Source organism: Streptomyces sp. MB09-02B (assembly GCF_033794485.1).
Lineage (GTDB): Bacteria > Actinomycetota > Actinomycetes > Streptomycetales > Streptomycetaceae > Streptomyces.
This window is the reverse complement of record NZ_JARGEE010000082.1, coordinates 1-26,919: the sequence shown is the minus strand read 5'-3', so window position 1 is coordinate 26,919 and position 26,919 is coordinate 1. Positions and strand designations below refer to the sequence as shown.

The following is a 26,919-nucleotide window of genomic DNA, read 5'->3' as shown; positions in this document are numbered from 1 at the left end:
TTTTTTTTTTTTTTTTTTAAACAAAAGACGGGATACGGGTTTTTTTCCCCTCTCGTGGGGCCGGGGAAGTGTATAAAAGACAGCCCGACACCCGCCCGCCCCTCCGTATCAAAGGAACCCTCATGCGCAAGGCAACCCTCCGCCGTTCCTGTGCGGCGCTCGCCGCCGTCACCTCCTTCGCCCTCGCCGTCACCGCCTGCGGCGGCACCACGAAGAGCGACGTCAAGGACGACTCCGCCTCCGCCGCGGCCACCGGCAAGGCCGACCCGAACGCCGAGCTGAAGAAGGGCCTGACCGTCGGCTTCCTGCCGAAGCAGGTCAACAACCCGTACTTCACCTCCGCGGACAAGGGCGGCGAGGCGGCCCTGAAGGAGCTGGGCTCCAGCTACAAGGAGGTCGGCCCGTCCAGCGCCACGGACACCTCCGGCCAGGTGAACTACGTCAACACGCTCACCCAGCAGCAGGTCGACGCCATGGCCGTCTCCGCGCAGGACCCGGGCGCCCTGTGCACCGCGCTCAAGCAGGCCATGAGCAACGACATCAAGGTCGTCACCTACGACTCCGACACCAAGCCGGAGTGCCGCAACGCCTTCGTCTCGCAGGCCAGCGCCGAAGACCTCGGCCGCACCGAGGTCCAGCTGCTCGCCGAGCAGATCGGCTACAAGGGCGAGATCGCGATCCTGTCGGCCGCGCAGACCGCGACCAACCAGAACACCTGGATCGAGTTCATGAAGGACGAACTCAAGGACCCCAAGTACAAGGACGTCAAGCTCGTCAAGGTCGCCTACGGTGACGACGACGCCCAGAAGTCCTTCCAGCAGACCCAGGGCCTGCTCCAGGAGTACCCGAACCTGAAGGGGATCATCTCCCCGACCACGGTCGGCATCAAGGCCGCCGCCCAGTACCTCTCTGGCTCCAAGTACAAGGGCAAGGTCAAGCTGACCGGCCTCGGCACCCCCAACGACATGCGCAAGTACGTCAAGGACGGCACGGTCGAGGGCTTCGAGCTGTGGGACCCGGCGAAGCTCGGCGAGCTGGCCGCCCGTACCGCGGTGGCGCTGGTCTCCGGCCAGATCACCGGCAAGGAGGGCGAGACCTTCACCGCGGGTGACATGGGCGAGTACACCATCGGCAAGGACGGCGTCATCAGCCTCGGCAAGCCCACCGTGTTCAACAAGGAGAACATCGACAAGTTCAACTTCTGATCTTCGTCGACGAGTTACAGCCACCCCCTCACCCCCCCCAGGAGCGGTATCTCATGCAGCGCGTCTGCTTCCTCCTCAAGGTCCGTCAGGACCGGATCGACGAGTACCGCGAGCGGCACGCCGCCGTGTGGCCGGAGATGCTCGAAGCGCTCTCGGCCACCGGCTGGCACAACTACTCCCTCTTCCTGCGCGACGACGGCCTGCTGGTCGGCTACCTGGAGACCGAGGACTTCCAGGCCGCGCTGGCCGGCATGGAGGCCGCCGAGGTCAACGCCCGCTGGCAGAAGGAGATGGCGCCGTTCTTCGAGTCCCTCGACGGCGCCCGGCCCGACGAGGCCATGAAGCCGCTCACCGAGGTCTTCCACCTCGCCTGAACCCGTGCCCTGCACCGTGCCTGAACCCGTGTTACGCATCCCCGTCGCCAGACCCCCTCCCGTATCCCACCTCGTTCGACAACGGAGTCCCCGAGATGAAGAGACGTACGCTGCTCGGCGCCGCACTCGCCGGTGCCGTGGTGAGCCCCGCCCTCGGCGCCGCCACCGCCCGCGCCGCCGACCCCGGCCCCTCGGTCACCCAGACCGGCAACACCCTGCTCGACAGCCAGGCCATCTACTTCGTCTCCTACGACGGCCTGGTCAACAACAACTCGTTCCAGAAGAACGCCCTGCTGACCTACAAGGGCTACCAGTACGCCGTCTGGTACACCGCCGACCGCAACGCCGTCGTCGGCCGCCGCGCCCTCGGCTCCGGCACCTGGTCCACCGTCAAGGTCGGGCACACGCTGCGGTACAACGACTCCCACAACGTCATCTCCATGGGCGTCTCCAAGGTCGACGGCCGCCTGCACCTCAACATGGACTCCCACAGCGACGGCTTCACCTACGTCAAGTCCGTCGCCGGGCTCATGGACAACCCGGCCGGCCTGAGCTGGACCACCAGCCGCTTCGGCGCCCCGCAGTCCACCCTCGACGGACTCGCTCTCACCTCGCAGTTCACGTACCCGCAGTTCATCTCGATGCCCGACGGCAAGCTCCAGCTGAGCTACCGCGCCGGCATCTCCGGCAACGGCCGCAACGCGCTCGCCGAGTACAACGGCACCTCCTGGACCAACCTCGGCGAGTGGACGTCCTCCACCGGCACGTACACCAGCGAGCACGGCTCCTCGACGGCCCGCAACATGTACCTGCACGGCATCGACTACGACCGCAACGGGCGCCTGCACGCCATGTTCACCTGGCGCGAGCAGAACGGCGCCGTGATGTGCAGCAGCGGCGGCATCACCAACCACGACACCGGCTACGTCTACTCCGACGACCGGGGCCGTACCTGGCGCAACAACGCGGGCGCCGTCGTCGGCACCACCGGCGGCTCCGACAAGGTCTCCGTCACCGACGCGGGCCTCGTCGTGGACGCGCTCAACCCGGACCACTCCCTGATGAACCAGGAGAGCCAGTGGACCGACTCCGCCGGCCGACCGCACGCCATCATCAGCTACGTCCCCGGCCGCTTCGGCCAGTGCACCACCAACTACGTCGCCAACCGCACCGCCAACGGCCGCGCCTTCCTCGTCCGCAAGAGCGCCTCCGGCCCCTGGACGAAGACCGAGATACCGGTGCCGCTCAACTCCAGCCAGCGCACCAAGCTGGTCATGGACAAGTACAACAACGCCTACGCGATCTTCCCGTTCGGCCGGATCGCCGGAGCCACCGCGGCCTCCGGGCACACCGACTGGAAGATCCTGTTCGACGGGTCCGGGCTCAACGCCTTCGGCGAGGTCGTGTTCGACGAGAGCCGGATCGCCCAGGACAACGTCCTGTCCGTCATGTACCAGGTGAAGTCGAGCGGCACCACGCCGTCGGCGCTCCGCGTGATCGACTTCGCCCTGCCCGCCTGATCCGTCGTACGACCGTACGACCGGAACGTTCCGTCGCTGACCGGGTCATTTCCGCTGAGGCCCGGCGGTAATGTGAACGTATGCCCGCCGCTCCGTACCTTCCTGGAGGTCCCCGTCCGATGTCGCAGCCGGTGGGTATCAAGGACGTCGCCGCCGCCGCCGGAGTCTCCGTCGGCACGGTCTCGAACGTCATCAACCGGCCCGACTCGGTGGCCTCCGGCACCCGGGCCCGCGTGCTGGCCGCGATCGACCGCCTCGGCTATGTCCGCAGCGAGTCGGCGCGTCAGCTGCGGGCCGGGCGGAGCCGCATCATGGGGCTGCTCGTGCTCGACATGGGCAACCCCTTCTTCGTCGACGTCGCGCGCGGTGCCGAGCGGGCCGCGCGCGACGCCGGACTCGGCGTGATGGTCTGCAACAGCGCGCAGAGCGCCGGCGAGGAGTCCGAGTACCTCTCGCTCTTCGCCGAACAGCGGGTGCGCGGGGTGCTGTTGACCCCCGCCGACGCCACGGGACGCAACATCGAGGCGTTCCGCCGCCACGGCATCCCCTTCGTCCTCGTCGACCGGGTCGCCGAGGGCACCACCGAATGCTCCGTCTCCGTCGACGACGTCGCGGGCGGCGCCCTCGCCGTACGCCATCTGGTGGACGCGGGGCACCGCTCCATCGCGTACGTCAGCGGACCGGCGGGTCTCAACCAGGTCCGCGACCGCCGTACGGGTGCCCTGGGCGCCCTGCAGGAGGCGGGACTCGGCCCCGAGGCCCTGCGGGAACTGCCCACCGAGCGCCTCGACGTGGCCGCCGGCCGGGACGCGGGCGCCCGCCTCCTCGGCCTCGCCGACCGCCCGACCGCCGTGTTCTGCGCCAACGACCTGCTCGCCCTCGGGGTGCTCCAGGCCATGTACGCGGCCGGGGTGAGCGTCCCCGAGGACCTCGCCATCGTCGGCTACGACGACATCGAGTTCGCCGCCGCCGCAGCCGTCCCCCTCACCTCGGTACGGCAGCCCGCCGTCACCATGGGCGCCCTCGCCGCCGAGCTCCTGCTGGAGGAGACCGAGGCCGAGACCGCGCCCGCCCCGCACGAGCACCGGCGGGTCGTCCTCCAGCCGGAACTGGTGGTCCGGCGCTCCAGCCTCTCGGCACGCTGAGCGCCCGTTCAGTAACCGCGCACCGACGGCGGCCGCCGTACTGATCCCCGGTTCAGCGAGAATTTCTTGATCCACGGGGTCGGCCGGGCGGAGAATCTGTGCTGGACTGGACCACGGCCTGGAATCCGTCCGCTCAGGGAGCCCTGTTGTCCGTCAGCTACCGGCAGCCCGGTGTCGTCCTCACCGACCGCCGCTTCACCGTCCCGCTCGACCACGACGACCCGGCGGGGGAGCGGATCGAGCTCTTCGCGCGCGAGGTCGTCGCGAGCGACAAGGCGGACGCCGAACTGCCCTGGCTGGTCTATCTGCAAGGCGGCCCCGGCTTCGGGGCGAACCGTTTCGTCGGCCGTGAGGCCTGGCTGGGACGGGCCCTCGACGACTACCGGGTGCTGCTCCTGGACCAGCGCGGCACCGGCGCCTCCACCCCCGCCAACCGTCAGACCCTCCCCTCGCGCGGCGGCCCCGCCGAACAGGCCGACTACCTGGCCCACTTCCGCGCGGACTCCATCGTCCGCGACTGCGAGGCCATCCGCCCCGAGATCACCGGCGGCGCCCCCTGGGCCGTCCTCGGCCAGAGCTTCGGCGGCTTCTGCGCGGTCACCTATCTCTCCGAGGCGCCCGAGGGCCTGAGCACCGTCGTCATCACCGGCGGACTGCCCTCCCTCGACGCGACCGCCGAGGAGGTCTACCAGGCCGCCTTCCCGCGCATCGAACGCAAGGTCGCCGCGCACTACGCCCGCTATCCGCAGGATGTCGAGCGGGCCCGGCAGATCGCCGAGCACCTGCTCCAGCACGACATCGTCCTCCCGGGCGGCTACCGCTTCACCGTCGAGGCGTTCCAGTCCCTCGGCATCCTCCTCGGCCGCGGCGACGGCAGTCACCGCCTGCACTTCCTGCTGGAGGACGCCTTCGTCCGCACCCCCGGGGGACCCGCCCTCTCCGACGCCTTCCAGGAGGAGGTCCAGGGCCTGCTGTCGTACGCGGGTCACCCCCTCTACGCCCTGCTGCACGAGGCCATCTACGGTCAGGACGCGGGCCACACGGGCTGGGCGGCGGAGCGGGTGCGCGGGCGGCTCCCGCAGTTCGACGCCGCCAAGACGCTGACCGGCGACGGGCCCGTGCTGTTCACGGGGGAGTCCGTGCACCCCTGGATGTTCGACAACGACCCCGCCCTGCGCCCCCTGCGCGAGACCGCCGAGGACCTGGCCGAGGAGCGGGGCTGGCTGCCCCTGTACGACCCGGAGCGGCTCGCCGCCAACGAGGTCCCGGTCGCCGCCGCGATCTACCACGACGACATGTACGTCGACACCGCCCACTCCCTCTCGACGGCCCGCTCGATCCGGGGACTGCGCACCTGGGTCACGGACGAGTTCGAGCACGACGGCGTACGCGCCGGGGGACCGAGGGTGCTGGACCGGCTGCTGGCGCTCACGCGGGACGAGGTGTGACGTCGGGTCGCCACCTAGCATGTAATGCATGACTAGCATGAATGACTCTTACGAATTGAGTGTCGGTGTGCCCTCCGTCGAGGTCTTCCGCCGTCTGCGCACCGACGCCGGTCTCTCCGACAAGGACCCCGAAGCCGTGGCCCTCGCGCTCCCCCACACCTGGCACGGGGTGATACTCCGGCACGCGGGGGAGCCCATCGGGATGGGCCGGGTCATCGGTGACGGCGGTACCGCGTTCCAGATCGTCGACATCTGTGTGCACCCCGCCCACCAGGGCCGCGGCCTCGGCAAGCGCATCATGGCCGCGCTCACCGGCGAACTGGAACGCCGGGCCCCCGCCACCGCCTACGTCTCCCTCATCGCCGACGGCCCCGCCCGCTTCCTCTACGAGAAGTTCGGCTTCGCCGACACCGCCACGCACGACTCGATCGGCATGTACCGCGTGATGAAGGGGAGTTCGGGGGGCAGTCACACGCCGTTGTCCGGGGGTACCCGGTCCGGCCCCGTCGCGGACAGCCGCGGACCCCGCCCGCTAGGCGCTGCCGGGGGCACTGCCCGGGGCGCTGCCGAGTAACGGAGATACTGCCGAGTGGCCTGGGCCATGACCACCGGAAGGATCTCGGTGAACGCCTTCAGGGTGGGTACGCCGTTGACAGCCGACCACATCCTGCCACGGCGGCCCTGCTCCAGCAGTAGCGGCAAGGTGTCCTCCAAGTCCTCCCGCAGCCGTTCGCCCTGTTCACCGCGGCACTGAGTGTCCAAGCGGCTCCAGGGAACAATCGCGCAGACCCAGCGCTGCGCGGCCGAGTCGAACTGCTTGAGCCGACGCCGCCGGTCCCGGGCGAGCAGGGCCCACCGGTCCACCAACAGGATCGTGGGTCCGCTGGTCGGGGTGGCCTCGCCCGCGGATCGCGGGTCGTGCTCACCGCCTGTCGTCGGGCTGCCCGAGGACTGGTCCAAGTCGTCGAAGTCCGACACGGTGACGCGGTAGCCGAGCGAGCGGATCAACTCCTCGGCCGTCGCGGCGAGCGGCCGCCTCGACTCGCTGTGGTAAGGGTTCCAGTCCGTGGCGCCCTCACCGTACGGTGAGGCGTCCCGGCCCCCCGCCAAGGCGTGCCGAGCGGGCGCCGCCACGATCAGCCGAACGCTGCTGGGGTTCTCGCCGGGCGGTCGGAATGCGCTGTGCGTCGACTCGTACGGCCGGGGCCGGCCCGACGGCAGCGGCGTGGTCTCGGCGACCTGCACGATCCGTTGGGCGAGGCCGAACACGATCTCCTCGTACTCGTCCCGCAGCCGCCTGAGCTTGATCAGCCCGTAGATCCCGTGCGACGAGTAGCGCTCCCCGAAGCCGGAGTGCGCGATCTGGAGGTGCCGCGCGGACTCGGGAAGTCCTTCGAGGTCCATGCCGGTCCACAGCACTGGGACGATGGCCGGGATGTCCCCGTAACCGGCGTTGCGGGCCTCCCGGATGCGCTCGCTGAAGGCGAACCACTCACGCCCGCAATTCTCGCTGGAGAAATAGCGGGGCGAGTACAACGGGACGAACACCCGGCAGCGCGCGATGTTCTCACTGAGCCGGTCCGGCCAGCCCTCCCCGGACCGCATCTCCCGGTCCACGAACCCCACGGGTGCCCCCGGCGGATGAGCGGTGAGAGCAAGAACGTCCGCGCACAGATCCTTGAACAGCGTGTGCACCCAGTGATCGGGATCCCCGTCTGCCGCCCCCTGGGGCGGCGTGTGGGCGTAACTGAGGAAGAAGTAGGGCCGGTTGTCCACCGAAGCGGATGTCACCCTCGGCAGGGGATGCGGAGGGATCGGTCGTTCCCTCTCCTCCGGCTCCGAGCCGGCGTCGGGGACGGCCGGATCGCCTGTCGGCAGACCCAGCAACTCCAGTGTCCGTCCTGACAGTTGTCCGAAGGGCTGGGCAGCCGCCAGATGTTCCGTACGGCCGTCGGAGTTCGGCACCACCGCCGGCAACCGTCCGCCCCAGCTGTCCTGGGACGCGACATGGCGGCTCAGCGCCCTGTTGATGCGCCACACCTCATGTTCGGCGAGTTCTCCCTGCAATCGCCGCTGCACGGTTTCCGGCGGACTCATCTCCACGACGCCGTCGTCGCCCGGGCTGAGGGCGAAGAGCCCGCTGGTGAGCAACTCGGCGATGTCGGAGACCGTGGCTTCGGGCACCAGTTCCTGCCGGATGAGATGGAGCAGGCGGGTGCTCAGCCGGTCGAACGTGGAGCACAGCACGGCCAGACGAGCGGCCGGCGGCGAGGCCGTGTGCAGAAAGCCTTCCGTGGCGACAGCTCCCGGCCGCTGCCGTGGCCGTCCTTCCGTCCGACCACCACGCGGTACGAGTACCGCGGCATTGCCCTCGGGGGCCGTGCGCATCAAGGCGCACGACCAGCGGTTCAAGGAGTGCGGGGACAGGGAGAAGACAGGGATGGGCAGCCAGCCCCTGTCGTGCCTCTCCCCCTCGCCGCCCGCGTCGCTCTCGTCCGGCAGCACAGGCGGTTGGAAGAGCAGCCGGGCGTTGGGCGGGCCTGGCGCGGTGGCGGTGACGCGGGCGGAGGGCAGGTCGAGGCCTGTTCTGCGCCAGAGTTTCGTAGGCAGTGGGTTGAGCAGCGCGACCGGGGCCATTTGGGCCCAGTCCCGCAGCTGACGCCACACCGCAGTGCCACGCCATCCGGGAGCCGCGCAGTCGGAGACGACCACGACCAGCCGGCGACCGTCCGGAGAGCGCAGCTGACGGGGTGAGGTCAACCGGCCCTGCTTGTCGCGCAGTTCGAAACCACCGCCGCTGAAGCGGAGTTCGCGCAGGTGGAGGGTCCGGAAGGCGCCTAGCCGGTCCAGGACCGCGGTGAAGTCCATGACAATCTCCCGCCACACCCCCATCGCCGGAGAGCGGTCCAGCACCAGGACGAGATCGAACCATCTCTCGGGCGCGGGGGCGAGTACCGGGATCAGTTCGCCGCTGCGGGCGTAGCTGTCCACGGTGGCATCGACGTCCAGGACCGATCGGCGTCCCTTGGGCCATCGCCGTTTCCACGGGCGCAGAGCGCGGGTCACTTCGAGCGTCCTCGGCAGACCGGGGGCATGGGCGGGCGCCACCGCGTCGCCCCGGATCGCCATCGTTGCCCCGGCGAGGCGTTCGTGCAGGCCGTTTCCGGCTTCGCCGGACTCTGGTCCGGATTCGTCGTCGGCCTGTCCGTCGGTTGGCGCCGTCCCGTGGGGACGGTCCCTCCTCCCTCCGTCGGCGTCTTCGGCGCGCATGTCCATCAGGGACGCCAGCCAGAGGCACTCGGCGATGGCTGTGCCGTCGAGCTCCGGTGCGGCGGCGTAGAGCGCCGCCACCACCCGGGCGAGCGGGTCCCGTGCCGAGGGGCGGCCCTGGTCAGGCACGGGACAGCTCGCGCAGCACGAGGGCCAGGACCTCCTGGTCGTTCTCTCCCGTCGCGAGGCTGCCGGCCGTCAGCAGATGCACGGCGTTCAGGAGCTGGTCGATCGCGAGGCTCTCGCCCGCCGCGACCCGGTCGACGAACGTCTGGATGACGGTGTCGACGGCACGTGTCCCGTCGGCGTCCGACCCGATCCGCAGATGGGCCTCGACGATCCTGCGCAGCGCGTCCACGGTCGGCTTCGGCATGGTGAACCGGATGCAGCGGCGGAGGAACGCCTGCGGGAAGTCACGCTCGCCGTTGCTCGTCATGACGATGAAGGGGAACCGGTCGCACTGCACCCGGCCCCGCACCACCGGGCTACGGGCGTCACTGCCCCATTCCCGGACGTCGACGAGATCGCTCGCGTACCGCGCGAGTTCGGGGATCTCGAACTCGCCGCGTTCCAGGACGTCGAGAAGATCGCTCGGCAGGTCCAGATCGCTTTTGTCGATTTCGTCGATCAGCAGGGCACGTGGGTGTTCGGTGGGAAGCAGCGCCGTCCCCAAGGGCCCCAGTTGCAGGAAGGGCGCGATGTCGTCGTCGCCGTCGCGGCCGGCGAGCCGCTGAGCGTGGATGCGGCCCAGGGCGTCGTAACGGTAGAGAGCCTCTGTCAGTGTGCTGCGCGAAGTGATGTGCCAGCGCAGCACGTCACCGAGTTTGAGTTCCGCCGCGACCTGCTCGATCACGGTGGACTTTCCCGAACCCGCGGCCCCCGTCACCAGCAGTGGTCGGCGCAGCATCAGCGCGGCGTTGACGGCCCGGACGAGTCCGGGCGGCGGTTGGAACTGCTGGTGCAGGGCCTGCCGGGGAAAGCTCCGCCACGGCGGCGGTTCGCCGAGATCGACGTCGCGGGGCGTGCCGTCACCGACGTAGAAGGGCTGCCAGGTCATGCGGAGTTCTCCTCCTCGGTGGTGAACTGCTCGAACCGGTCGCAGAAGTCGAGCCACTCGATGTCGTGCCACACGGTGCGCCATCGGGCCAACTGCTCCCGGCCATCGGGTTTCCCCGGTACCCGCTGTCCCCAGCTGTGCCGGTACGCCTCACAGAACTCCGCGGGCAACAGATGCCAGTACCGGTCCAAGGTCTCCCGGAACCGCTCCGGCGCGCAGTCGTCGGCACAGGGCCACAGCACGATCGGGGCGTACGCCAGCAGTACCTCCATCACCTGCTCGAAGCGTGGCGGCCTGTGTTCGAGGGCGACGGCACGGCGATAGGTGTCGTTGCGGAGCAGTTTCCTGAGTTCGTGCGCCTCTCCGGTCTCGGGCTCGCCGAGCCAGTCGACCGGCGCGGTTCCTGTCGCGGACGCCGTCATCGCCGCCAGTTTCGTCCGGGCCCGCTCATTGATCCACCACAGGTGGTCGGGCGGGCACAGCCGCTCGCTCCAGCGCAGTACGACGTCGTACGCGACGCCCAGCAGTTCCCCGAAGTCGGTCTCTTCCGGGCGCCAGCGCAGGAGGAGCGCGGCGGAGGCGGCGATCTCCACGCGCCGCAGCCGTGCGCCGATGATGCGTGCCCGCGCCGAGGCCCATCGCAGCACGGTGGCGAGCTGCTGCTCAACACCGATCTGGTCGGGTGCGCAGGTGAACTCACGGTGCGCGTGGACCTCTCCACCGTCGAGCAGCCATGCGTCGAGGCTCTCGGGCCACTCACCGGCGACAGCGGCATGCAGGCTGACGATCAGCCGCAGCCTGGTCCTGCTGCCATGCTCACGCAGCGACTCGAACGCGTCGCTCAGTTCGACCTCGCACCCCACCGCGTGCGCCCAGGAGACGAGTTCCCCGTGGTCCTCGGGCAGGGCATCGTCGACGGCCAGCGCGGCGACGAAGGTCGCCAGGGGGGCGGTTCGCGCCTCATGAAGACGTGGCGCCCGCAGGCGCAGAAACTCCACGGCGTCCCGCAGCAGTTCACGTCCCGATGTTTCCGGTGGACGAGCGGTCACCCGTTCCGAGGCCGACGACAACGCGCGGCGCAGCCGCTGCGAGGTCGGTCGGCGGCCGGGCCATGAGGTGGTGAGCAGTTCGACCGTCCGCACCCCGTCCACCATGCCGCCGACCACGCGCAGCGCCCAGGCCAGTTCGGCGGCGCTGCCCGTGGACTGCTCCGGCAGTGCGTCGCGCAGCCGCTCCAGGGCTTGGGCGTCGGTCAGGGGCGCCGAGACCAGGGCGGAGCATCCCAACGGAGCGAGCGCCAGCTCCAGTTCCTCGGAGGCGACGGGCCCGAGCAACGGGGTGGTGTGAAACGGGTGGCGCCCGTTGCGCGCCAGCCAGGGCCGGTCACCGAACTGCGCGCCGTCGTACTCGACCAGCCGCGCGTCCTGCCCCGGCACCGCCGCACGTACGGCACCGAGGACCGCGGTGGGGTACAGGAACTCACCGCCACCACGGATGCCCCGCCGGAGTACCTCCGTGACACCGCGGGAGAAGGAAAGACGGTAGGCGGGCTGCGCGGCGCCGACCCCCATCAGCAACGACAGCCGGGTCGCACCTTGCCGTACCCCGGCGTCCAGGGCTTGCAGATCGGGGGTGGCGCCACCCGCGTGGCAGGTGTCGACGAGAGCGATCACCCCGGGCAGTCCGGGCGTCTCCAGCGCCTGGGTCAGGAGCGCACCGACGTTCACCGCGGTGGCTATCTCGTCGGGCTGGGAGTCGCCCGCCATGAGGTAGAGCGTGGGGTTCTGCCCCGGGGTGATGCCGTGGCCGAGGAACGCGACGACCAACACGGCCTGCTCCCGGGCCGCGTGTCTCGCGGCGGTCCGGACGGCCGCCTCGATACGAGCCTGGCTGACGGACACGCCGTGGAGCAGCGAGGTCTCGGCGCCGGTGCTCCGTGAGCACGCTCCCCTCCAGTGGTCGGTGAGCAGATCGCGCAGTGACAGGGCCACGCTTTCCAGGTCGTCCAGGAGCCCCAGTTTCGGACACTGCGGGGCGACGACGAGGGCGTGCCGCAGCGGAGTCGGAGCGGTCATGCGCGGGTGGCCGTCTCGACGGCCTCGACGATCCGGCCGGCCACGGCGGACTGGGCGAGGTACTTGACCACCGGGTGCACCGACAAGCCGTCCGAGTCCACGCGTCCGCTGACCGGCTTCACGGCACGGTCGTTGGGTCGTACGACCTTCTCCAGCGGCGGGCCCGCCGTGACGAGATCGTCCCGGTCCCAGAGGTCCAGCCATCGCTCGACTGCGAGAGGGGCTTGCAGGGGCTGGGGTCGCATGCGGGTGCCCACGGCCGAACGGAGTCCCATCGGCGAGCCGAGCGTGACGAAGAGCGGGACGGGCCCCCGGTGGGCGTGCAGCGTCTCCATGGCCACGACCGTGCCCAGTGAGTGGGCGACGACGATCGTGGGGCCGGTGGGGTCGAGGGCCTGTTCGACACGACGCCGTATGCGGACGTCGAGCGTCAGCCCTTCCCGGTCGGGCTCCGCCCGGCGCAGATAGCGGGTCACCTGACGAAGGTGGCCGACCATGAGCCCGGCGCTCGCCCATCCGCCGGCGGTTCGTAACCCGGGCAGGCTCAGCAGCGTGTTGGCGGCGCTCAGTACCTGACGAGCGGCCGCTCCCGGTCCCTGCGCCGTGCCCTCCTGCGCGAGTTGGGCTCGCGCATGGCGCAGGACACGCTCCTCCTCCACGCCGACGGGCCCGGCCGGCCGCTCGTCCAGGGCTTCGCGCAGCAGCATTCCGACGAGGGCGGTTTCCTCGTCGTCCCCGTCGAGTGCCACCCCTTGTGTCTGGGACCGGCCGAACAGGTCGCCGTAGTAGGCGAATCGCGCGTCCGCCGCCCAGCCCTGTGTCAGGTCCAGCACGCGACGCGAGTGACCTGCCGTACGAGCCCCCTGAGCCAAGGCCCGGAGCCAGACGTCGAGTTCGGCGACGGGGTCCCGCGGCCCCCCGATGCCGTGCACGAACACCAGACGCGGCCTCATACGCACCCCCGCGAACCACCGCCCAGGCAATACCTGACCATCCATTTTACGCGCAACTTGCCCAGAAATCACAGCACTTGGGTACGCGGACCGGTCGCCGTGCCCATGCGACCGAGGACGCCGAAGCGGGAGCGGAGGACACCGGGGAGAAAGCCGAGGACGAGGATGGCCGGAGCCCTCGGCCCCGGTGGAGCGTGCCGCCTACGGAGGGCCGGTGCCCGGGGCTAGTGTGCCGACATGACCGACCCTCAGCAGGATCAGCCGGCGCCGCTCGCACCCATGCTCGACGACTGGCGGCGAGCCCTCGCCGTCGTGGCCCACCCGGACGACCTCGAGTACGGGTGCTCGGCGGCGATCGCGGCGTGGACCGACGCGGGCCGTGAGGTCGCGTACGTTCTGGCGACCCGCGGCGAGGCGGGCATCGACACGCTGGAACCCGCGCGGTGCGGCCCGCTGCGGGAGCGGGAACAGCGGGCGAGCGCGGCCGTCGTGGGGGTGTCGGAGGTCGAGTTCCTCGACCACCGGGACGGCGTCATCGAGTACGGGCCCGCGCTGCGCCGGGACATCGCGGCCGCCATCCGCCGGCACCGCCCCGAACTGCTCATCACCCTCAACCACCGCGACACCTGGGGTGGCGTCGCCTGGAACACCCCCGACCATGTGGCGGTGGGCCGCGCCACGCTCGACGCCGCCGGGGACGCGGGGAACCGCTGGATCTTCCCCGAACTCGTCGAACAGGGCCTGGAACCCTGGGACGGCGTCCGCTGGGTCGCCGTCGCCGGCTCCTCCAGCCCCACCCACGCCGTCGACGCCACCGCCGGCCTCGAACGCGCCGTCGCCTCCCTCCTCGAACACCGCACGTATCTGGAAGTGCTGACGAAGGAGGACCCCGAGACGTACGTGCGCGACTTCCTCACCGGCTTCGCCCGGACCACGGGGGAGCGGTTCGGCGGCAGACCGGCCGTCGCCTTCGAGGTGTTCGCCCGCTGACGGGGAGAGCGACGGCGGCTCGTTAGGGTGAACCGTATGGAACAGAGATCCGGAGAAGCCCTCGATCCGCTTGCCCTGAGTGATCTGCGCGCGGACTGCGGCAGCTGCTTCGGCCTGTGCTGTGTCGCCCTGCCCTTCGCGCGCTCGGCGGACTTCGCCGTCGACAAGCCGGCGGGCAAGGCGTGCGGCAACCTCCGGGACGACTTCCTCTGCGGTGTCCACGACCGGCTGCGGACCGAGGGGTTCAGCGGCTGCACCGTGTACGACTGCTTCGGTGCCGGGCAGAAGGTCTCGCAGGGCACGTTCGGGGGTGAGAACTGGCGAACCGGCGGTCGCGAGCAGGCCCGGCTGATGTTCGACGTCTTCCCGGTCGTCCGTCAACTCCACGAACTGCTCTGGTACTTGACCGAATCGCTGACCCTCCCCGCCGCCCGACCCCTGTACGCCGACCTGCGCCGCGCGCTCGACGAGACCGAGAGGCTGACCGAGCGGACGGCAGAGGAACTGGCGGAGCTGGACGTCGCCGCTCACCGGCAGCGCGTCAACGTGCTGTTGCTGAAGGTGAGCGACCTCATGCGCGCGGGCGCCGGACGCAAGCGGAACCGGCGCGGAGCGGACCTCATCGGCGCCCGCCTCAAGGGCGCCGACCTGCGAAAGGCCAACCTCCGTGGCGCCTACCTCATAGCCGCCGACCTCACCGGCGCCGATCTGCGCGGTGCGGACCTGATAGGCGCCGACCTCCGCGACGCCGACCTCACCGACGCGGACCTGACCGGCGCCTTCTTCCTCACCCAGCCCCAGCTCAACGCGGCCCGCGGCACCGCCGGCACCCGACTGCCGACCTCAGTCACCCGCCCCGGCCACTGGACCACGTGACGGCGACGGCGGTGCCGGGGGCTGTGCGGCGTCCCGCCCCGCCACTCCCGCCCGCCGCTCCACGTTCAGCCGCAGCCCCTCCGGCATCAGCGTCAGCCGTTCCGCCACCCGCAGCCGGTACCCCGGCTCCGGGGTCAGCTCGTACCGGCGCAGCAGCAGGCCCAGCACCAGCGTGGCCTCGTGCAGCGCGAACTGGCGGCCGATGCAGGCCCGGGCCCCCGTGCCGAACGGCTTGAAGGTGTGCGGTGCCCGCGCGCGCACCGCCGCCGCGTCGAAGCGGTCCGGGTCGAATCGGTCGGCGTCGGCGCCCCACACCTCCGGGTCCCGGTGGAGCATCGCGGTCAGCACCAGCGCCCAGGCGCCCCGCCGCATCGGATGCACCCCGCCCAGCACGGTGTCCGCGCGGGCCTCCCGGGAGAAGGCGGGCGCCGTCGGCCACAGCCGCAGCGCCTCGTCCAGCACCCGGCGCACATACCGCAGCCTGGCCACCTGCTCGTAGCCGGGCCGTACGGCGCTGCCCCACACCCGGTCCACCTCGGCGCGGGCGCGGGTCGCCAGGTCCGGGTGCCGGGCGAGGTAGTGCAGGGCGAAGGACAGGGCGCCGGACGTGGTCTCGTGCCCGGCGACGAGGAAGGTGATGACCTGCCGTCGGACGTTCTCGGCGGACAGCCGCTCCCCGGTCTCCGGATGCGACGTCTCCAGCATCCGGTCGAGCAGATCGCCGTCACCCCGGTCACCCGGGTGACCGCGACCGGACGCCTGCCGCGCCCGCACCACCGAGTCGACCGTCTCGTTCAGGAACGCCATGTCGGCCTGGTTGCGCCGGGCGGCACCTCGCAGCAGCGGCATCAGTGGGTCGGGGACGACGTTGCGGCGCTGCGCGTACGTCAGGGTGCCGACCATCGCGGCGACGAAGGGGTGCGGCCGGTCGCGCTCGAAGGAGCCGAAGTCATGTCCGAAGCCGGTGCGTGCGATGGTCTCCAGCGTCAGCTTGGTCATGTCGCCGGGCACGTCGACGGCGCTGCCCGCCGCCCCCGCCCGGTCCCAGTGCTCCATCAGCCGCTCGGCGACGTCGAGCATCATCGGGTGGTAGCCGGCCATGGCCTCCCGGCTGAAGCCCGGGGCGAGGACATCGTGGGCGAGCTGCCAGTTGGGCTCGTGGTTGTACGCCGTGAAAAGCCCGTCCCCGGCCACCGGGCGCAGATTGGCGACGCCGAGGCCCACATGCTTGGCGAACCTCGACTCGTCCGCCATCTCGGCCGCGAGTGCGGCACCCCCGACGAAGACGACCTCCTTGCCGAACGCCTTCCGCCGGAAGATCGGCCCGAGCCGTCGCCCCAGGCGCACGGACTCCTGGACCGGTGTCCGCACGTTCGTGCCCAGCGCGTCGCCGATGACGGGTATCCGGTACGGCGGGTGCGGTATGCGGTGCAGCTCGGGCCAGTCCAGCTCCGCGCTGCGGAAACCCCTGGCGGTCGTGGTCCCCGTCGTCGCCGTCATGACCACCTCTCCCTCGCGCGCACGCCGTGCCGCAGCCGCCGCGACTTGTTGTACTCGGGTTCAATAGTGGGCTCAGTCTCGTCCCGCTGTTGAACCCGCGTCAAGTAAAGTGACGGCATGGCAGCCAGGCAGGGAGAGCGCCCCCGTCGTCGGCTCAGCACCGAGGAGCGGCGGGAGCAACTGCTCGCGGTCGGGGCCCGGCTCTTCTCGGAGAGCCCGTACGACGACGTGTGGATCGAGCAGGTGGCCGAGATCGCCGGTGTCTCCCGGGGCCTGCTCTACCACTACTTCCCGAACAAGCGGGTCTTCTTCGCGGCCGTCGTGGAGCGCGAGAGCGAGCGGATGCTGCGGATCATGACCCCCGCCCCCGGGGGCTCGGCCCGCGAGCGGCTGTCCAACGGCCTCGACGCGTTCCTCGTGTACGTCGACGAGCACGCCCACGGCTTCCGCGCCTTCCACCGTGCCGACGCCACGGGGGACCAGACCGTGCGCAAGGTCTACCAACGGGCGCTCGCCGTCCAGGAGGCGCAGATCCTGGCGGCCCTCGCGTCGGACGCGGAGTTCGCGGCGGCCCTCGACGGGCGGCCGGAGATGCGGCTCGCCGTGCGCGGTTGGCTGTCGTTCACGACGGCCGTCTGCCTGGAGTGGCTGAGGGGCTCGGAGTTGTCCCGGGTCCAGGTGCGGGACCTGTGTACGCGGGCCCTTTTCGGGGTCCTCGTCCCCTGAGCCGGCACCCCGGCCGGTTCGCCGCGGCGAACAGAAAGTTCACAGACTGCCGGACGGTGGTTGGCGTACGCCCCGATCTTCGATAGGTTAGGCAAGGCTTACCTAATGGAGGTTTGGGATGGGTGACCGTCACACCTGGACGGCCGCGCCCGCCGCGGCCGAGCGCGCCCGCTCGGTGCTCGCTGCGGCGTGGTCCTGCGCGGTGACCGCCGAGGGCGGCCGCGAGGAGTTCGTCGGCGCGCACAGCGTCACGGAGGACGGCCGGGTGATCCTGTGCGTCCCCGAGGACAGTACGCTCGTCGCCGCCGCGATCTGCGCCCCGCGCGGAGAGCCGTCCGCCGTGCTGGAGTTCGCCGACGTGGCGCCCGTCCCCGTGCGCAGCCGCATCCGGGCCCGGCTGTGGATCGCCGGCTGGTTCGCGCTCAAGGACGGCGACCTGGAGTTCAAGGCCACCCGCATCGTGCTGCGCGAGCCGACCGGCGCGGTCGTGGTCGACCTCGACGAGTTCGCCGCCGCCGCACCGGACCCACTGGCCACAGCCGAGTCCCGGCTGCTGACCCACCTCGCCGACGCCCACCCGGACGCCGTCGAACGCCTCACCCGGCTCGTCCCGCACGACAGCCTGCACGGCGCCGTACGCGTCCAGCCGCTCGCCGTCGACCGGCACGGACTGACCCTGCGCATCGAGCGGGCCCGCGGCAACGGCGACGTACGCCTGACGTTCCACAAGCCCGCCGACGACATGGCGCAGCTCACCGAGCGGATGCACATTTTGCTCTCCCAGGCGAGCGCCGCGTCCTGCCCGCGCGCCCTACAGCGGCAGCGCACAGACGGCGACGGGTGACGCGAACGGCGCGCCCGTGCGCCGCAGTTCACCGCTGTCCCCGTCGACCGCGAAGACGCTGACCGCGCTCGACCGCTGGAGCGCGGCGAACAACAGGCCGCCGTCCGGCGAGAGGGCGATCTGGCGCGGGAAGTCCCCGCCGACCGGCACGGTGTCCAGGAGCCGCAGCCGCGCGCCGTTCGCCTCGACCGCGTACCGCGTCAGACTGTCGTGCCCCCGGTTGGCGAGATAGGCGTACGCGCCGTTCGGCGTCACGACCAGCTGCGCCGGGTAGTTGGTGCCCGACCCCGTGCCCGTGGGCTGCGGCGGGCCGGGCGAGAGCCGCCCACGGTCGGGCTCGTAGGCGCAGACGACGACTGTGTTGTCGACCTCGCCCGCGAGATAGGCGTACCGGCCCTCGGGATGGAAGGTCAGGTGCCGGGGCCCCGCACCCGCTCGCAGGCGCGCCCGGGAGACCTCGGTGAGCGTGCCCCGGGACTCGTCCAGCCGGTAGGTGTAGACGGTGTCGGTGCCCAGGTCGACGGCGAGGACATGGCCGCCGTCGGGGCTTGTGACGATCTGGTGCGCGTGCGGCCCGTCCTGGCCCGGCCCCGGCGCCGGACCGCGGTGCACCACCAGGTCCGTGCGCTCGCCCAGCGCGCCCGACTCCTCGACGGGGTGCACGGCGACACTGCCCGAGCCGTAGTTCGCGCTCAACAGCCACCGCCCGCTCGGGTGCACCGACAGATGGCAGGGCGCCTCGCCGCCGCTGCTCCGGGTGCCCAGGACCTCGCGGTCGGACAGCCGGACGGCGGTCACCCCGCCCTCCGGCCGCTCGTTCACGGCGTACAGCGTCCGGCCGTCCGGGTGGACGGCGAGGTACGACGGGTCGCCGACCCCGCTGATCGTCCCCTCACCGGTGACACGGCCGCTCCGGGCGTCGTACGTCGCCACGCCGATGCCTTGGCCGCCGCCCTCCGCGGAGGTGTACGTCCCGATGTAGAGCGGCTGGGGGCCGGTGCGGGCGGGGGACGGCGTCGAGGTCGCGGACTCGGTGCCCGACCCGGCCCCGGCCTCCGCCGACGGAGCCGCCGGGGGGCTCGACGCGGGGGAGGACGACGGGGACCCGGCCGTCCCGTCGGACCCCGCGCAGCCCGCCAGGGCAGCCGGCACGGCCCCCGCCAACAGCCCCAGGGCGCGGCGCCTGCTCCAGCCGCCCCGGTCCCCAACCGCCTCGCTCGTCATTCGTCGCACCTCGGGTGTCGCTTCTCTCGGCCGCCACCACCTTGACGGGTCCGAGTGCCCCGACGCAAAGGCGGGCGCGGGCGTCGCGCGCCGTGCGACGCCCGCCGACCGTCCACGGGCGGGCGGCCGGGGCGGCCGGGGGCCGCCGCAGTCGGCTACCAGTCGCCGTCCTGGATCGGCTTGCCCGGGGCGTCACCCAGCGGCTTCACCTGGCCCGGGGCGGGTGCCTGCCACGGATCGAGGTCGTCGCCGAGCCAGTCACCGACGGGCTTGACCGTGCCGAGGGCGTCGGCCGGGTCCAGATCGTGGGCGTCGTTGTCGTAGTACTCGAACCACGGGAGCCCGGCCCGGGTGTAGGCCGCGCGGTCCACGGGCGACGGAGGCGGGGCCTCCCCGGTGATCCGGCGCCACTCGGGCGGGGTGACCAGGTGCACGAAGATCCGCCCCGACGGCCGCTCCGCCCAGCTGCCGCGCGGCCAGGTGTCCCGGTAGACCTCCTGCCGCATCGACCCGCCGACCCCGAGACCCATCGCGGCGGGTGCCCGGGGCGGGGTGGCGGGAGCACTGCGCGCCGGGGCCGCACCGGGCGCCGCCATGGGCGCCGCCATCGGGTACGCGCCGCCCGGGGCCGCCGGCCCGCCACCGGGCGCGGCGGGCATCGGGGCGCCCCCGGGCGCGGGAGGCAGAGGCGCGCCGGTCGACGGGGGCGGCATCGGCGCGGCACCCGGCGGCGGCATCGGGACCGGGCCCGTGCCGGCGAAGAGCGTGGTGGTACCGAGCCGGCCCAGCCCCCGCTCCGCCTCGGCGCGCAGCCGTTCCTCCTCCCGCCACACGGCCAACTGCTTCTCGTTCAGCGGGAACGACTGCAGCTGCACCCCGCCGAACACCTCCTCGCCGGTGACCTGGCCCTCGACCGTGGCGCCGAGGCCCAGGGGGACGGCCACGAACTGCCGGACCGTGCCCTTGCCGGAGTTGATGCCGTCCAGCCACGGCTGACGCGGGAGGACGACGTAGTTCTGCGGATCACGGGCGAGCGCACCGGTCCACGGCTTGCCCGACACCGCGCACACCTTGCCGACACCGACCTGGAGCGCGGCCGGTTCCGTGGAGCCGCCGAAGTGCAGCCACATCGCCTCGCGCAGATACACGGGGAGCATCACCCCGCCGCGCGCCCGCATCTCGGCGGGAGCGGTGTGCGGATAGTCCTCGACCCGGCGGATCGGGAAGTCGCCCAGTCCGGGCGGGAGTTGGTGCGTCCCCGTCTCCGGCAGACGCAGGGTGCGGATGAAGCGCACCCGTACTCCGCCCGGCAGATGGAGTGTGGTCCCGTCGATCCGCACGGTGCCTTCGGCCATTCCGTACGCTCCCCTCGTCGTCGTGTGGTGCCGTGGTCCGGCGTCACTTAGTACGTCCGACGAGACCGGACCGGTTCCGTCGGCGGGGGCGCACGATGCGTACGTGGTCGCGCAGGCGCGTGAGCCGGGGGGAGCGCTCGCGCTGTTCACGGGTGCACCGGTCGAGCTCCTCCAGGAGCCGCTGGGAGCGGTGCTCGGTGTCCAGCTCGTCCAGCATGCGGTTGACCTCCGTCAGCACGGCACCGTGCAACTGCCAGTGGCTCGGGTCGCGCTGGACGTCCTCCAGGAGCAGCTGGGCGAGCTTGTCGCGGGTCGCGACTGCCGTCGACAGCTCGGCGGCGAGCCGGTCCTCCGCGGATTCGGCGCTGCGGCTGACGTCCGTGGTGACCAGCACGGCGAAGCTGACCACCGCGTCGCCGATCTCGGCCAGCAGACGCTCGATGGCGGCACCCGCCTGCGCGGAGAACAGCGGACTCGGTTCCCGCTCCCTGGCGAGGTCGGTGAGGGTACGGGCCAGCACCCGCAGGACCACCGTGCAGATCTCCAGCGTGTCCAGGCCGGTGCGCAGCACCACCCGGTGCAGCAGGCCCTCCCGTACACGGGGATTGAGCTTCAGGCTGTCCTCCGCCTGCTTGAGGGCCGCGTCCACCTCGACGATGTCGAAGTCGAGCTCCCGGGCCTCGTGGAGCCGGGCCGCCGCGGCCTCCGCCGGAGTGCGGCCCGCGGCCTCCTCGCCGACCCGTATCATCAGCCGCCGCATCCGCCGGGCCAGATCCTCGATGGACTCGCCGGCCGCCTCCACCCAGACCGGGGGAGCGAGCAGCAGGTTGAAGGCGAGTCCGACGACCGCGCCGATCAGGGTCTCCAGGACCCGCGCCCAGGCCGTGTCGCCGACCCTGGTGACACCGAGCACCAGCATGGCGCTGATCGCCACCTCGGGCACGAACTCGCTCACCCGCACCAGATGCCCCACCGCGAGCGAGGCCAGGATGATCAGGGCGAGGCTCCACCAGGTGAGGCCCACCAGGACACTGAAGCCAATGGCGATGACGACGCCGGCTACCACCGAGTTCACCCGGCGGATACCGGTGGTGAGGGTGGAGTAGAGGGTCACCTGCACGACCAGGAGCGCGGTCAGCGGAGCCGTCAGGGGCGCCGCCTCCGAGCTGAGTTGCAGGGCCACCACATAGGCCACCGTGGCGGCCGCCGCCGACCGCACCGACTGGACGATCACCGGGTCCTGCCGCCACTTGGCGACCCGTGTGTCGATCAGGCCCCACACATCACGTACGTCTCGCATCCTTGCGCTGTTCCCGTTCCACCTATGCACCGAACTCCTGACCGAGGACAGTAGTCACCTGGGTGATCACGCGGGAGGCCGGGAAACCACAAGGTCGGACGGGCTCAGTCGTACAGCTTCTCCAGGAACGCGGACAGGTTGCCCACCGTCCGGGCTATCTGCTCCTCCACGGTGAGGCTCTCCTCGAACCGGCTTCCGGCGTCGAGGGCCTTCTTGCCGCGCACGTAGAGCGAGCACGCGAGGTCGGCGCAGAGGTACACGCCGACCGAGTTCCCCTCGCGCCCGGTCGCGCCGGCCTTCCGCGCCGTCATCAAGGAGACCCCGCCGCCCGGATGCGTCGTCAGGCACACCGAGCACATGCTCCGGTGCAGGAACCCGCGTCGCGCGGACGGCAGCCGCAGGGTGACGCCGACGAGTCCTCCCTCGCGCTCGGCGACCAGGTAACTCCGATCGGGTGCCCCCGGATCCCGCCATCCCAGGAAATCCAGATCCGCCCACGACCGCTGCTCCAGATCACGGGGCACGAAGATCCTCTTCGCCTCCCCCTTCGAGCAGTTGACGAACGAGGTGCGGATGTCCTGCTCGGTGAGTGTCTTCATGACGGGCCTGTTCTCCGGTGAGGGGTGACGATCGGATCAGATCAGAACCTAGGGGCACTAGGTTTTCACCTAAGGTACGAGGAATCGTCGGGAGAGGCCAATGGTTTTCGGGCTCGACGGAGCCACTCGGTCGGTGCGACGGTGGTGCACCGGCGAAGGTCAGCCGCTCACTGCTCGCAGTGCTCCCGGCCTGACGCCGTTGAGACGGTCCAGCGCGGTGGCCGTGGCCTGGTCGGCCGGCAGGTGCACCACCAGGCGACGGCCCTCGTCCGCGAGCACGAGCGTCTCGAACGACAGACGCAGGCGACCTGCCTCGGGATGCTCGACCACCTCAAGCCCAAAACGGGAGGGCGGGGCCGGAAGAGCGGCGAGCCGGTCGCCGAACGGCGCTCCGGCCGCCGCCGTCAGCTCGTCGGCCAGGGCGGTGACGTGAGGGTCGTGCAGGGAGCCCTCGTTGCGCAGATGGGCGACCTGCTCGTCGGCCAGCCGGTCCCACCCGGGGAACACGGCGCGGGACCGGTCGTCGGTGAACAGGTACCGCACCATGTTGGGAGGGTTGCCGTCGAGCAGGCCGAGTGGACGGGCGTACCGCTCGTAGCCCTGCGTCCAGGCCACGAGGTCTCCGATCCGGTTGAGCAGGACGGCCGGCGCGGGCTCCAGACTCTCCAGGAGTGCCCGCAAGGTAGGGCGCACCGTGCGCTCCGGCGGTGCGGTGACCGCCTGGCACAAGTGCTTGTCCTCGCCGTGCTCCCTGGTCAACCGGTGCAACAGCAGACGGTCCGCCGTCGACAGCTGGAGGATGTCGCCGAGGGCGGCGAGGACCTTGGGGGAGGGATTGCGGTCCCGTCCCTGTTCGAGCCGGGTGAGGTATTCGACGCTGATACCGGCGAGGGTGGCGAGCTCGGCGCGGCGCAGCCCCGGCGTACGACGGCGAAAACCCGCGGGCAGGCCCGCCTCGGCCGGGGTGAGGGCTTCGCGACGGGTCCGCAGGAAGGTGCCCAACTCGTTGTCGTTCACCTTTCGAACGTACAACGTGCCCCGGCGCGCAGGGTGGCCCTGCCACTACTACCCTTCGGCCGGTCTCCCCTGCCCCGCCGCAGGGCCCGCACGATGAGGGCATGAGCAACGACACCCCTGCGAAAACCGCTGTCACGTCCGTCACCGCGCTGCCCCTCTCTCCCGGCGAGTGGGCACTCGACCCCCACCACTCATCGGTCGACTTCACCATCCGCCACCTCGGGATCAGCAAAGTGCGCGGCCGTTTCACCGAGTTCACGGCCGGGCTGTTCGTCGGTGAGACCCTCGACGACGTGCGGGTGACCTCCGAGATCGCCCTGGCCTCCATCGACACCGGGAACGCCGACCGGGACGCGCACACCCGCTCGGCCGAGCTGCTCGATGTGGAGAAGCGTCCGACGATGACGTTCCGCTCGACGCGGATCTCCGGGGACGGTGAGGACTGGACGTTGGCGGGGGACCTGACCATCGCGGACGTGACCCGCCCGGTCGTGCTCGCTGTCGAGTTCGGCGGGGTGGTGGACTCCCCTCTGGATCACCGGGAGCACGCCGGGTTCGAGGCGACGGGCGAGATCCGACGCGGCGACTTCGGGTTGACCTTCTTCCCCGGGCTCCTGGGTGAGGTCATCAAGATTCGCCTGGACATGCAGTTCACCGGACCGCAGACCCAAACCGCCTGACCGAGCGACACGCCCGACAAACGCCGTCTCCTGCTCCTGACCACGCCTGACAAAAGAGGTACGACCATGCCCGCCAGGGAGCCCGCCCTTGTCGCCTGACCAACTGATGATGCGCGCCGTCCGGTACGACCGTTACGGAGGCCCCGAAGTGCTCTCCGTCGGTGCCGTTCCGCGTCCGTCCCCCGGGCCGGGCGAGGTGCTCGTTCGGGTCCACGCGTCCAGCGTCAACCCGATCGACGTGAAGATCCGCTCCGGTGCGATGCGTCTGATATCCGGGCGACGCTTTCCCAAAGGCACCGGAGGCGACTTCGCCGGGGAGGTGGTCGCACTCGGCAGCGCGGTCACCGACGTCACGGTGGGCGAACACGTGTGGGGCATCCTCAGCGACGTCGCCGGACGGACGGGCGCGGCCGGCGAATACGTCCTGGTCAAACCCCAGGCCATGAGCACCGCCCCCAGCGGCACGGACCTGGTGGCAGCCGCCGCCCTGCCCGCGGTCGGCATCACCGCACTGCGCGCCCTGCGGGACACCCTGCGCCTGAGCTCCGGCCAACGGCTGCTCGTGGTCGGCGCGAGCGGCGGCGTCGGCAGTACGGCGGTCCAGCTGGCCCACGCCTGGGGCGCCCACGTCACCACCATCTCCGGCGCCGCCAACGCCCCGTTCTGCCGCGAACTCGGCGCCGACGTGGCCCTGGACTACGTCACCACCCCACCGAGCGCCCTCAAAGGGCAGTTCGACGCCATCCTCGACTGCCACGGCTCCTCGGTCCGCGAATACCGACGCGCCCTCCGCCCCGGCGGTCGCATCGCCTCGCCCTCCGCCGGCGCCATACCCTTCGCCCTGCTGTCCACCGTCCTGCCCGGTCCGCGCGTACGCCTGCTCATGGCCGGCCCCCGGCGCGCGGACCTGGAAACCCTCGCCGATCACGTCGACAGCAAAGACCTGCGTCCAGTCATCGAGCGCGTGTACCCCCTGGAGGAGATCCAGGACGCCCACCGAGCCACCGAAACCGGCCATGCCCGCGGCAAGCGCGTCATCCGCCTCGTTTAGCGCCGGCCGCCTCCGGTGCCGAACCCGCCCTCGTCGTCCGCGACTTCGGCTGTGACGCACCTTGGACTTCCTGCATGGCGACGAACGGCCGGGCCGCCGAGGCCGCCGGGGCGGCAGCTGCGTGGAGGACGTCCACGCGGCCGGATGACCTGGTGCGACCGGGTGGGCCCACCTGGCAGAGTGGGCCCACACGCGCAGGTCGACGAGGGGGATCGCAGTGGACGGACTTCAACGCGCGCGGCTGGTTCTCGCGGCGGCGGGGCTGCCGCCCGAGAGCCTCGCCGAGCGGAGGTCGCTCACCGGCGGCACGTACAACACGGTCGAGGAACTGCGCCTCACCGACGGCACCCGGCTCGTCCTCAAGATCCCCCCGCCGCCCACCACGCCCGGTCTGGCGCACGAGCGCGAGCTCCTCGGCGCCGAGGCCGAGTTCTGCCGGGCCGCCGCGACCGTCGACGTCCCTGCCCCACGCGTGGTCGGGGCCGCCTTCGACGAGAGCGCACCGGCGGGCCGCCACCTCCTCCTCACCCACTGCCCCGGCAGCGGATGGGACGGTCCGGCCACCGGCGGGGAACCAGCGCTGCGACGGGAGTTGGGTGGCCTGGTCGCCCGGCTGCACCGGGTCACCGGCCCCGGATACGGCTATCCCACCGGCGCCCTCGGCCCCCTCGCCCGCGACTGGCGCACCGCGTTCACGACCATGTACGAGGCCGTCCTCGACGACGCCCACCGTTTCGGCGCCTGGCTGCCCCGCCCCCTGGACGAGGTGGCCCGTACGGCGAAGTCCGCGTTCGACGCCCTCGACGAGGTGCCCGTGCCGCGACTGGTCCACTTCGACCTGTGGCCGGGCAACATCCTCGTGGAGCGCGGCGATCCCGCGCGCGTGGGCGGCCTGATCGACGGCGAGCGCATGTTCTGGGGCGACCCGGTCGCGGACTTCGTCTCGCTGGCGCTGCTGGGGGACGTCCGGCAGGACACCGACCTCATGACCGGGTATCAAGAGGCGGGCGGTGTCGCCGAGTTCACGTCGTCGGCTGCCCGGCGCTACGCCCTCTACCGCAGCTATCTCGACCTGATCATGCTGGTGGAGACGGTGCCGCGCGCCATGGGCGGCGAGGACCTCGCATGGCGGCGGGAGCGGGTGGCACCGCACCTGACGGCCGCCCTGGACGAGCTGGCCGAGAGCGCCTGACACCTCGTGGTTTGAGTCGATCAGGTCGAGGTACCCGCGCGCGGTGCACGACAGCAGGAAGGAGCACGCCGTGGACGAACACCGCCTGGAGGGTCCCGGCGAGCACCCGGACCCCATACCGAGGGACATGCCCGACCAGCAGGCGACCGAGGGCGAGGACCCGTGGGAGGCGGCCCCGACGCGTGCCGCCGCCGACGACGACGAGCGGGACCAGGACGCCACCGACGTACCCGACACGGACGAGGCCGGCACCGGCCGACAGGGCGCCCCGAGGTCGGGCTCCGCCAACCCCGAGCAGCCCGTACCCGACGAGCCCTCCGGCTGACCCACGCCGGCCGGCCCGCGCCCCTCGGTCGGCCCTCGTTCCAGGACGCACCGAGACTCGGCGCCTCCCCGGTGGGACCCGGGGAGGCGCCGACATGTCCGGGACATCCGTGCCTCCGTCATGTCCGGGACAACCGTGCCTGGGGCGACCGCCGTACTCAGCCGACCTTCCGCCCCCGCAGCGGTTCCGTCTC

Annotated in this window: 23 protein-coding genes and 1 pseudogene; 14 read left to right on the top strand and 10 right to left on the bottom strand. The window is 71.4% G+C overall.

Features of this window, described 5'->3' with window-relative positions:
- The first annotated feature begins 122 nt into the window (after positions 1 to 122).
- The 6 genes and pseudogenes from rhaS to P1P70_RS14590 all read left to right on the top strand — a co-directional run.
- On the top strand, positions 123 to 1,205 hold the full coding sequence (gene rhaS, locus P1P70_RS14615) for a rhamnose ABC transporter substrate-binding protein (protein WP_319237274.1): 1,083 nt from the start codon (positions 123 to 125) through the stop codon (positions 1,203 to 1,205).
- Positions 1,206 to 1,258: 53 nt separating this feature from the next.
- Entirely contained in the window at positions 1,259 to 1,579 is a 321-nt protein-coding gene (locus P1P70_RS14610) for an L-rhamnose mutarotase (RefSeq protein WP_030043960.1), read from the top strand.
- Between the two features lie 95 nt (positions 1,580 to 1,674).
- Positions 1,675 to 3,099, top strand: a complete 1,425-nt coding sequence (locus P1P70_RS14605) for a BNR repeat-containing protein (protein ID WP_319237273.1) — start codon at positions 1,675 to 1,677, stop codon at positions 3,097 to 3,099.
- A 119-nt stretch (positions 3,100 to 3,218) separates the two neighbouring features.
- Positions 3,219 to 4,244 (top strand): LacI family DNA-binding transcriptional regulator, encoded by a 1,026-nt coding sequence (locus P1P70_RS14600; RefSeq protein WP_319237272.1) that lies wholly within the window; start codon positions 3,219 to 3,221, stop codon positions 4,242 to 4,244.
- A gap of 146 nt (positions 4,245 to 4,390) precedes the next feature.
- Positions 4,391 to 5,692, top strand: a complete 1,302-nt coding sequence (locus P1P70_RS14595; RefSeq protein ID WP_319237276.1) for an alpha/beta fold hydrolase — start codon at positions 4,391 to 4,393, stop codon at positions 5,690 to 5,692.
- 28 nt (positions 5,693 to 5,720) lie between these two features.
- A pseudogene (locus tag P1P70_RS14590) lies at positions 5,721 to 6,140 on the top strand (GNAT family N-acetyltransferase); the annotation flags it as partial.
- A gap of 20 nt (positions 6,141 to 6,160) precedes the next feature.
- On the opposite strand, the gene P1P70_RS14585 reads toward P1P70_RS14590, so the two are convergent.
- The 4 genes from P1P70_RS14585 to P1P70_RS14570 are packed head-to-tail and all read right to left on the bottom strand — an operon-like array spanning position 6,161 to position 13,047.
- Positions 6,161 to 9,091, bottom strand: coding sequence for a TIR-like protein FxsC (locus P1P70_RS14585; protein ID WP_319237271.1), 2,931 nt, complete (start codon positions 9,089 to 9,091; stop codon positions 6,161 to 6,163).
- Positions 9,084 to 10,019, bottom strand: coding sequence for a MoxR family ATPase (locus tag P1P70_RS14580; protein WP_319237270.1), 936 nt, complete (start codon positions 10,017 to 10,019; stop codon positions 9,084 to 9,086). Before P1P70_RS14580 ends, P1P70_RS14585 begins: the two co-directional genes overlap by 8 nt.
- Complete coding sequence (locus P1P70_RS14575; protein ID WP_319237269.1) at positions 10,016 to 12,094, bottom strand: hypothetical protein; 2,079 nt, start codon at positions 12,092 to 12,094, stop codon at positions 10,016 to 10,018. The genes P1P70_RS14580 and P1P70_RS14575 overlap by 4 nt, the downstream gene beginning before the upstream one ends.
- Positions 12,091 to 13,047, bottom strand: coding sequence for an alpha/beta hydrolase (locus P1P70_RS14570; protein WP_319237268.1), 957 nt, complete (start codon positions 13,045 to 13,047; stop codon positions 12,091 to 12,093). The genes P1P70_RS14575 and P1P70_RS14570 overlap by 4 nt, the downstream gene beginning before the upstream one ends.
- A 237-nt stretch (positions 13,048 to 13,284) precedes the next feature.
- On the opposite strand from P1P70_RS14570, the gene P1P70_RS14565 reads away from it, so the two are divergent.
- Together P1P70_RS14565 and P1P70_RS14560 are read left to right on the top strand one after the other, a co-directional pair.
- Complete coding sequence (locus tag P1P70_RS14565) at positions 13,285 to 14,037, top strand: PIG-L deacetylase family protein (RefSeq protein WP_319237267.1); 753 nt, start codon at positions 13,285 to 13,287, stop codon at positions 14,035 to 14,037.
- Between the two features lie 36 nt (positions 14,038 to 14,073).
- A complete protein-coding gene (locus P1P70_RS14560; RefSeq protein WP_319237266.1) occupies positions 14,074 to 14,913 on the top strand; it encodes a pentapeptide repeat-containing protein in 840 nt (279 codons plus the stop codon).
- Here the strand turns inward: P1P70_RS14560 and P1P70_RS14555 are convergent.
- Complete coding sequence (locus P1P70_RS14555) at positions 14,881 to 16,413, bottom strand: cytochrome P450 (protein ID WP_319237265.1); 1,533 nt, start codon at positions 16,411 to 16,413, stop codon at positions 14,881 to 14,883. The two genes, P1P70_RS14560 and P1P70_RS14555, sit on opposite strands and share 33 nt — an antisense overlap.
- Before the next feature lie 117 nt (positions 16,414 to 16,530).
- Here P1P70_RS14555 and P1P70_RS14550 point away from each other — a divergent pair, with 117 nt between their 5' ends.
- Together P1P70_RS14550 and P1P70_RS14545 are read left to right on the top strand one after the other, a co-directional pair.
- Positions 16,531 to 17,139: a TetR/AcrR family transcriptional regulator gene (locus tag P1P70_RS14550; RefSeq protein ID WP_319237264.1), complete on the top strand. Its 609-nt coding sequence runs from the start codon at positions 16,531 to 16,533 to the stop codon at positions 17,137 to 17,139.
- A 118-nt stretch (positions 17,140 to 17,257) separates the two neighbouring features.
- Positions 17,258 to 17,983 carry a DUF2470 domain-containing protein gene (locus tag P1P70_RS14545; RefSeq protein WP_319237263.1) on the top strand — a complete coding sequence of 242 codons (726 nt, stop codon included), beginning with the start codon at positions 17,258 to 17,260 and terminating at the stop codon, positions 17,981 to 17,983.
- On the opposite strand, the gene P1P70_RS14540 is transcribed toward P1P70_RS14545, so the two are convergent.
- The 5 genes from P1P70_RS14540 to P1P70_RS14520 form a co-directional block, all read right to left on the bottom strand.
- A complete protein-coding gene (locus P1P70_RS14540; RefSeq protein ID WP_319237262.1) occupies positions 17,951 to 19,207 on the bottom strand; it encodes a lactonase family protein in 1,257 nt (418 codons plus the stop codon). The genes P1P70_RS14545 and P1P70_RS14540 overlap by 33 nt on opposite strands.
- A gap of 155 nt (positions 19,208 to 19,362) precedes the next feature.
- Complete coding sequence (locus tag P1P70_RS14535) at positions 19,363 to 20,562, bottom strand: hypothetical protein (RefSeq protein WP_319237261.1); 1,200 nt, start codon at positions 20,560 to 20,562, stop codon at positions 19,363 to 19,365.
- A gap of 43 nt (positions 20,563 to 20,605) precedes the next feature.
- Positions 20,606 to 21,862, bottom strand: coding sequence for an FUSC family protein (locus tag P1P70_RS14530; protein ID WP_319237260.1), 1,257 nt, complete (start codon positions 21,860 to 21,862; stop codon positions 20,606 to 20,608).
- A 104-nt stretch (positions 21,863 to 21,966) separates the two neighbouring features.
- The gene (locus tag P1P70_RS14525) at positions 21,967 to 22,461 is read right to left on the bottom strand and encodes an FBP domain-containing protein (protein WP_319237259.1); all 495 of its coding nucleotides are present in this window, start codon (positions 22,459 to 22,461) and stop codon (positions 21,967 to 21,969) included.
- A gap of 159 nt (positions 22,462 to 22,620) precedes the next feature.
- The gene (locus P1P70_RS14520; protein ID WP_319237258.1) at positions 22,621 to 23,478 is read right to left on the bottom strand and encodes a helix-turn-helix transcriptional regulator; all 858 of its coding nucleotides are present in this window, start codon (positions 23,476 to 23,478) and stop codon (positions 22,621 to 22,623) included.
- Positions 23,479 to 23,579: 101 nt separating this feature from the next.
- Between P1P70_RS14520 and P1P70_RS14515 the strand changes: the two genes are divergently transcribed.
- From P1P70_RS14515 to P1P70_RS14500, 4 genes are all read left to right on the top strand, one after another.
- A complete protein-coding gene (locus P1P70_RS14515) occupies positions 23,580 to 24,158 on the top strand; it encodes a YceI family protein (protein ID WP_319237257.1) in 579 nt (192 codons plus the stop codon).
- A gap of 88 nt (positions 24,159 to 24,246) precedes the next feature.
- Complete coding sequence (locus P1P70_RS14510) at positions 24,247 to 25,209, top strand: NAD(P)-dependent alcohol dehydrogenase (RefSeq protein WP_319237256.1); 963 nt, start codon at positions 24,247 to 24,249, stop codon at positions 25,207 to 25,209.
- 217 nt (positions 25,210 to 25,426) lie between these two features.
- On the top strand, positions 25,427 to 26,401 hold the full coding sequence (locus P1P70_RS14505; protein WP_319237255.1) for an aminoglycoside phosphotransferase family protein: 975 nt from the start codon (positions 25,427 to 25,429) through the stop codon (positions 26,399 to 26,401).
- Between the two features lie 70 nt (positions 26,402 to 26,471).
- Positions 26,472 to 26,726, top strand: coding sequence for a hypothetical protein (locus P1P70_RS14500; protein WP_319237275.1), 255 nt, complete (start codon positions 26,472 to 26,474; stop codon positions 26,724 to 26,726).
- Positions 26,727 to 26,919: the final 193 nt, after the last annotated feature.